Annotated in this window: 2 protein-coding genes; both read right to left on the reverse strand. The window is 53.5% G+C overall.

All coding sequences use genetic code 11. The features are described from left to right. Positions 1–790 (reverse strand): hypothetical protein (locus tag ACO6UY_RS23715; protein WP_422491510.1); only part of this gene is annotated, 790 nt, incomplete at its 3' end. A gap of 90 nt (positions 791–880) precedes the next feature. Then, on the reverse strand, positions 881–6300 hold a 5420-nt coding region (locus tag ACO6UY_RS23720; protein ID WP_422491511.1), incomplete at its 5' end, for a transglutaminase domain-containing protein.

The following is a 6300-nucleotide window of genomic DNA, read 5'->3' on the forward strand; positions in this document are numbered from 1 at the left end:
GGCTGGCAAAGACATCCTGACCCGCACAGTGAATCAGCAAACTCCCCGGCTCTGGCGGCTCCGTGCGCTGGCTTACTGACCAGGATGGCACCGCGGCCGGGGTGACATTGAAGGTTGCTGAAGAGTATCTGTCCCGGGCAAATATCCGACGCCAGAAATCCGGTCCGGGAGCATCAGGCTGATTTATTAAATCGTTTTTGGCCAGAACAACCCGGCTGACTGTCGTGCTGATGGGGATGCCATCCAGCCGGGGTGGATTCTCCAACAGCTCATTCAATGAGGCCAGCTGTCTGGGCCTGAGGTTGTCACAATCGAAAATCAGGGTGATGGGCACTGACTGATAAATAAGCCCGGGACGCTCGGTTTTTTGTCCGGGAGCTGGATAATAGTGCAGCCTTCTTAACGGGTGATGATCCAGGTCGTCCGGATGCCGGATAATAAAAAGGAACCCGGTGCCTGTCCTTTGCCGATACCAATGGATCAACACCTCCTTCCCAGCCTTATCATTTTCAGAGTCGAAAAAATGAAACGCATCGCCTACCGGTGATGCCGATTGTTTCAGATGGCTGATGCAATCTGTGATGGGCGTGATGTTACGGATTGGGCTGGAATGCGCACTATCTGCTAATGCCTGTTGGACTAAATATGACTGCTCATTTTTGACGGGCAAAACCTCAGTTACGAGCATTTTTTTACGGATTTTACTGGGCTGTGGAGGATCGCCTGTAGAATTTGCCAGCCTTTTTTGTGCTTTTACAACAGGATGATCACCGGGCTGAATAGGAAGCATGAAAATAGTACTTTTCTGATAGTAATTGCGGTCCGTCAGTCAATTTGGATGGTGTAAACCGGCAAAAGTTCCTTTGTACTAAGACTCATCTCAATACCCGCCTAAAATAGTTGCATCATGCTCATTGAGCAGTCGTTTCACGGTTCCCAGCGACTCCCGGCAATCCAGGGTAAGACCCGGAGAAAAAATCCCGCTGCCGATCAGGTCGAAACTTTGTCCTGCCGAACTTTCAAAGATGGTTACCCGTTCACGGAAGTTGCCAACGATCAGGACCCGGAATCTTTTCAGGTCTTTACATATCACCGGGGTATATATTTCCGCAGAGCGTTGATCACTGATCAGGCGAATTAACTGTCGGTTATTTTCTGCATCATTGATGTGATCCCCTAAGTTCCCCATGCTCGGGGGCTCAGGGAACTCCTCAATAAACGCTGCTCCGGTCAGTTTGTTGGTGCTTCGCAGGAGGGTGTACAACGCCCTGTCGATCAAAAACCGGGCAGACAGTATCAGGGTATTGGTTTCCTGATAGTACGTTGATTTTTGCGGAAAACAGGGCTCACCACGGATCAGTCGGGCAATATCCGGTTTGCCCCGGGAGGCATGACTCCAAAAAACTTCGGTAGCCGCCACCTGTGGCAATTTTTCCCAGGAGTACAGCAGGGAAAAATGGTCGGCCTCCGGACTGTCGTGGACATTTTTCAGATAGACTTTATCGATGGACTCAAGCCGGAACAGGCGCTGGTATATTCGTTGAGCGATGCCATTATGATCAAAATTTAACCGGATAATGGTCTGCAGGCTTTGCACAGGCAGGACGGGAAAATCATTCGGGCTTTGCAAATACAGTTGCCAGGCAAACTCCGACCACTCACAGAAAAGACGTCTTTCGGGAGACCGCTCATCGGTTGACCTGATGAGCATACAGTGGCTCCAATCGATAATGGCTTTTTTTTCCGGGGGGGCCAGGGTGGCAAAATGGTCAATGGCATGTCGGGCCGCCAGCAAATATTGTTCCGATACCCAATCACAGGCAATTTCCATGGCAAAGACATAACGTTCGCGGCTTGGTGATATTTTGTAAGTTCGTTCTGATAGTAAATCCCTGAACATGGGGATAGGGCGGAAATTTTTTCGGAACTTTTCCAGAAAGGTGTCCTGGATTTGTTTTATCGCCTCTTGGGGTAATTCAGATTGAGTACACTTGTGTTGCTGGAGCAGAGAAGCGGCCAGTGACAATATCCCCTTCCAGCCATCAGCGGCTCCGTCCTGAGCGTAAGGCGAATTGACGGGTGCCACTGGCGCTGACTTGAAAATATTGTGCCATTCCGGCTCTGATGAATAACTGAAAGTGGAGCTGCCAGCGCCCCCTAAATCACAAAGTCGCCACCCATTGCCGGATCTGACCTCAACGAAAGCATGTGAGCCCGATCGTACTATACGGGCTTCAATACCCCAGTAAAGACAGAGTAATTGAAACAGAAACCCACGATGGCGGCAGGTTCCCTGTTGTTCCTGCAACAATTGCTTGGCCAGGTTGATGCCGGTTTCGTCAAAAGGACGATCGTAAGAAAATGCCCTGAACCAATCGACAAGGGCCAGTAGCCGTTCGGACAGATTGTCTATCTGCCCTATTTCCCGCAACTTCCGGTATCCCGGAAAGTGAGCAGGATCCCCGCTGAACACCTCCTGATCCAGATGCACTTTGATCAGCGGAGGGCACCGCAGGGGCTGTGTGTTAATGGGATCATTAGCCGTTAACGGCTGAAAATAAGTCAGATCGGGCTTAATAATAAAATCCACCGTCACCGGTTCCGAGAGTCCGGAACGAAGAAAGTATTGGTCGGTGCTCCTATCCAGTGCCAGCTGCGTCTGTTTCGGAATGGACCTCAAACCGGTCAACCGGTCGTTGGGGGTCAGCGATGGCAATAATTGCCAATTGTGGCCCGGTTTCAGTGTCATGCGCCCGGGGGTTTCGCCGGTTTTCAGATAGGTTCGCCCGGTTAACAGGGGCAAAAGCTTGCTCTGATCCATGAGACGCATTGGTAAAGGGCTTTCAACTAATGTCTGGTCAGTGGTCACATCGGCTGTGAACAGCTTCAGTCTGTACAGATGGGGATCCCATTTACCGGGAAAAAACCGGGTTGCATGAAAGTTGCCAGACACACCAGGGAGCAGGCCCAGACTGAAAGCCTGCGGTAATACAGTGGCCGAGCTGCTGGAAGATCCCTTTTCTGATGACTGTACAAGAATATAGGGCCACTTAAATGTGCTTGTACGCTTTTCCAGATAGGGTTGCCACTCCCGGCTCAGACCCTCAGGCCAGCAATCCATGGAGGTTCTGCCCAATCGATCGGCCGCCAGCAGCAGCTGCGGCAACGTCAGTTCAAGGGGAATGCGTTGCTGTCGGAAATCATCGTTAAGGGCACTGGCGCAATCGGTCAGCCACCGACTCAGATCCTCAGATACCCCAATGGCTTGTAGCCTGAGCCGATAGTCATCCCGGGTATCATGGTGGATATGAACGCCGGTAAATCGGCTGGTCAATGATGGCGGGAATGCCGTCCGTCCGGGATAGGTGGGCGGATTAACGGTACCAATCAATTTGAACCCGGCCTTGTGAGGCAGCGGCAGGCGGTCATTGAGAAACTCTTCCAATGGCCCGGAAGGAATAATATTGAGTTCACTGACCACCAGCACCTCACCCAGACGCCAGGCGCGGTTAAAGGCCTGCACAAACTGGTTAAACTGGTCCGGAGCTCCATTGAGGTGCTGATAGCCTCTACCGGTTTGCTGTTGCCAGGTGGTCAGGGTCAGCAGTAACAGGGCATCCTTACCCCACCCGGCAATACCTTCCACCACCATGGCAACTCTTCCCGGTTCCCTGAGTTGCAGAAATTGCCAACAGGTTTTTATGTACTCTCTGGTGGCCGGAGTATCGATGACCAGTGGCGTCGATTGCTTTTTGTTCACCTGTGCCAACTGTCCGAAAAACTGTGTGAAGGCCCGCTGGTGCTGGTCCAGCAATGAAGGGTCCACCTTGCCGGAACTGTGCCGGTAATCCCTGAGTGCTTGCCATTCGGGGCGTTGGTCCGGATCGATCCGCCCACCCAGACTTTGCCCGCACGCTTCGTCAGCCAGTGCCAACATCTGGGCCTGGCTGGTGGGACAGGGTGCATCCGCCGTGATCAGCCGGAACCGGGCCATGATGTCTTTCAGGTCCCTTGGCGTCAGCTCATAGTCTGTGGATACCTGTTTTCTGTACTCTGCCAATAGGGAAAGGATGGTGTCCGAAGCGGTGGACCTCAGCTCCAAGGGCCAGGTATCCGGCAGGAGTGGCTCAATGATGGCTTGTTGCAGAACGGACTCCGGCAGCGGCCGGTAATAGAGGCGCAGAATCCGGCGTTGCAATTCAGGGTCAAGATTCCGCCCCGGATAATTTCCCGGATTACCGGTCAACAAAACCCGGTGGTTATCTGTGAGCTCGAACGTCTGGCCATTGACGCAGAGCCGGGCAGGCGATTGCAGCAAACCGGTCAGTGGTGACAATAGTCCGTGCTGCACCAGGTTGGCTTCATTAATAACCAGCAGGCCCGGCTCGGAACCTTTGGCCCACTCCGTTATCTGGCCGGGTACCGAATGAGAGACCGTATTGCCCTGCCGGTCTCGTTTCAGGGAGACCGAACCGTACAGGTCTTCCCAGGTGGTGTTTGGTCCCAGGGTCAGGGTTTTCACTGTGTGCGGGTCAGGCTGTAGGCCAGCGGCAAGCCGGTTCATTGATGCCTGCCGCCGTTCCTGTAACGCTTGCCCGGTGGCGACGGCCAGACAGGATTTACCGGTACCCGCCGGGCCATTGAGTTCAATGATCCTGTGCTGTCTGAGCATGGTGGTGAGCTGTTCAAGCCGCTTGCCCTGTTGCTGCTGATGATGACAGCTGGCCTTCAGCCAATCTGAGGCCAGTGTCTGCAAAGAGGTTGTCAGCCCCGGAAAGGCGTGCTGAAGCGGCTGTTGCAGCTGCTCCAGTGGCGCAGACGGATGGCATTGGCTAATGGCGGTCAGTTGCTGGTTCAAGTCCCGGGCTTGCCGATGCACCGGAATACTCTGGCTGCCACAGACCCGCAGGGCATCGTACAGCAGACGCAGCCGTTGGCCGGAACAGGGATGAATATTGTCGTTCAGTACCGGCAACAGATCAGCCTCAATGCCCTGTTGAGGGAATATTGAGTGGATAATGGCGGCCATCTTCGCGGTGCAGCGCAGAGAAGGTTTGCTGAAGGTAGCGGGCAAATACTCGCCCAGTGCCGGTGCCATATAACGGGCCAATGGCCAGAAATGATCGGCCAGATCCTTTGGGTGCTTCAGGGCTGGCAGGGTGTTCAGGATGGCAGCAATGCCATCACGATCAACCTCTGCCATGGAATCCGGAAATATCCCACTGATCTGAGCTTTGACATAACTGTAAATGGTTGTATTACCCCGCACCGGATGGGCCAGTAACTTATTCAGGGCCTTACGCCAGTGGAAGGGCTCCAGAATCTCGGCGCGATCCAGCCGCTGTTCAATGGGGAGCTGAGCCTCCAGCAGTTTCAGAAACTCAGCCGGTGCCTGAACCGGAATGACCGGATAACTTTCATCCGGGCTCTGGGGCAATGTCTGAATGCGCGACCAAAGACTGCATAATGGCCCGATTGCATCGGGATGGCGGGACGAAAGGGATTTGGGGGCGGCCATAATGGATTCTGCCAAAATGGACTCAGCTTTACCGAGCTCAGCTATTTCAGGATCAAAGCTGTCAGCCTCAACACTGCCTGCTGACCGATCACTCCGGGCATCCTGCTGCTGTTGCCAGCGCTGAAACCATGGACCCTGGTCAGGCAGTCGGTCAGTGGGCCAGACTATATGCAGCTGGCAGTGGGGCAGAGCTTTTTTCTGGCCGTAAATCCAGAGATAGGGCTCAGGTGACAGTAGTGACTCCAGATGCCCTGCCAGGGTCGGGGTATGTTCCAGCCCGGACAGCACCACTGGTTTACCCTTAAGGAGTTGTGTCAATAACGGGGTTTCTCTCAGCTGGAAATTCAACTTGCCTGACAGTTTCAGCTTGCTGGTAAACCAGAGCTCCTCCCATTGCTGCCCGGTGGCCAGTTGATAACAATGTGCAGCAACATTATTGGCAACACGGCCGGTATACAGCCTGACAACGCTGTCACCGAAAGGCTCTGGCAAAGTGCCTGTCACCAATCCGGGGGCGACAGGCAGTGATTCCGTCCGATGTTTCAGGATCAGCCATTGTTCATTGGTCAGCTCACCGCTGATCAGCAGCTGGTCAAATTCGCTGGCCATCTTATGAAAGGTATCGGTCTTTTGCAGGGTGTTTTCCTGTGCGGACAGGTCACTGAAGACCGCGCTGAAATTATGGGTATTAATAACCCCGCAGGTTTTACCGGGTAACACCGGTGTGTTGTTGACGGCTTGTTTGAATGCCGTGATATTCTCGGTCGGGGTGTGATATTGCT

The organism is Endozoicomonas sp. ALE010 (assembly GCF_049310165.1).
Classification (GTDB): Bacteria; Pseudomonadota; Gammaproteobacteria; order Pseudomonadales; family Endozoicomonadaceae; genus Endozoicomonas.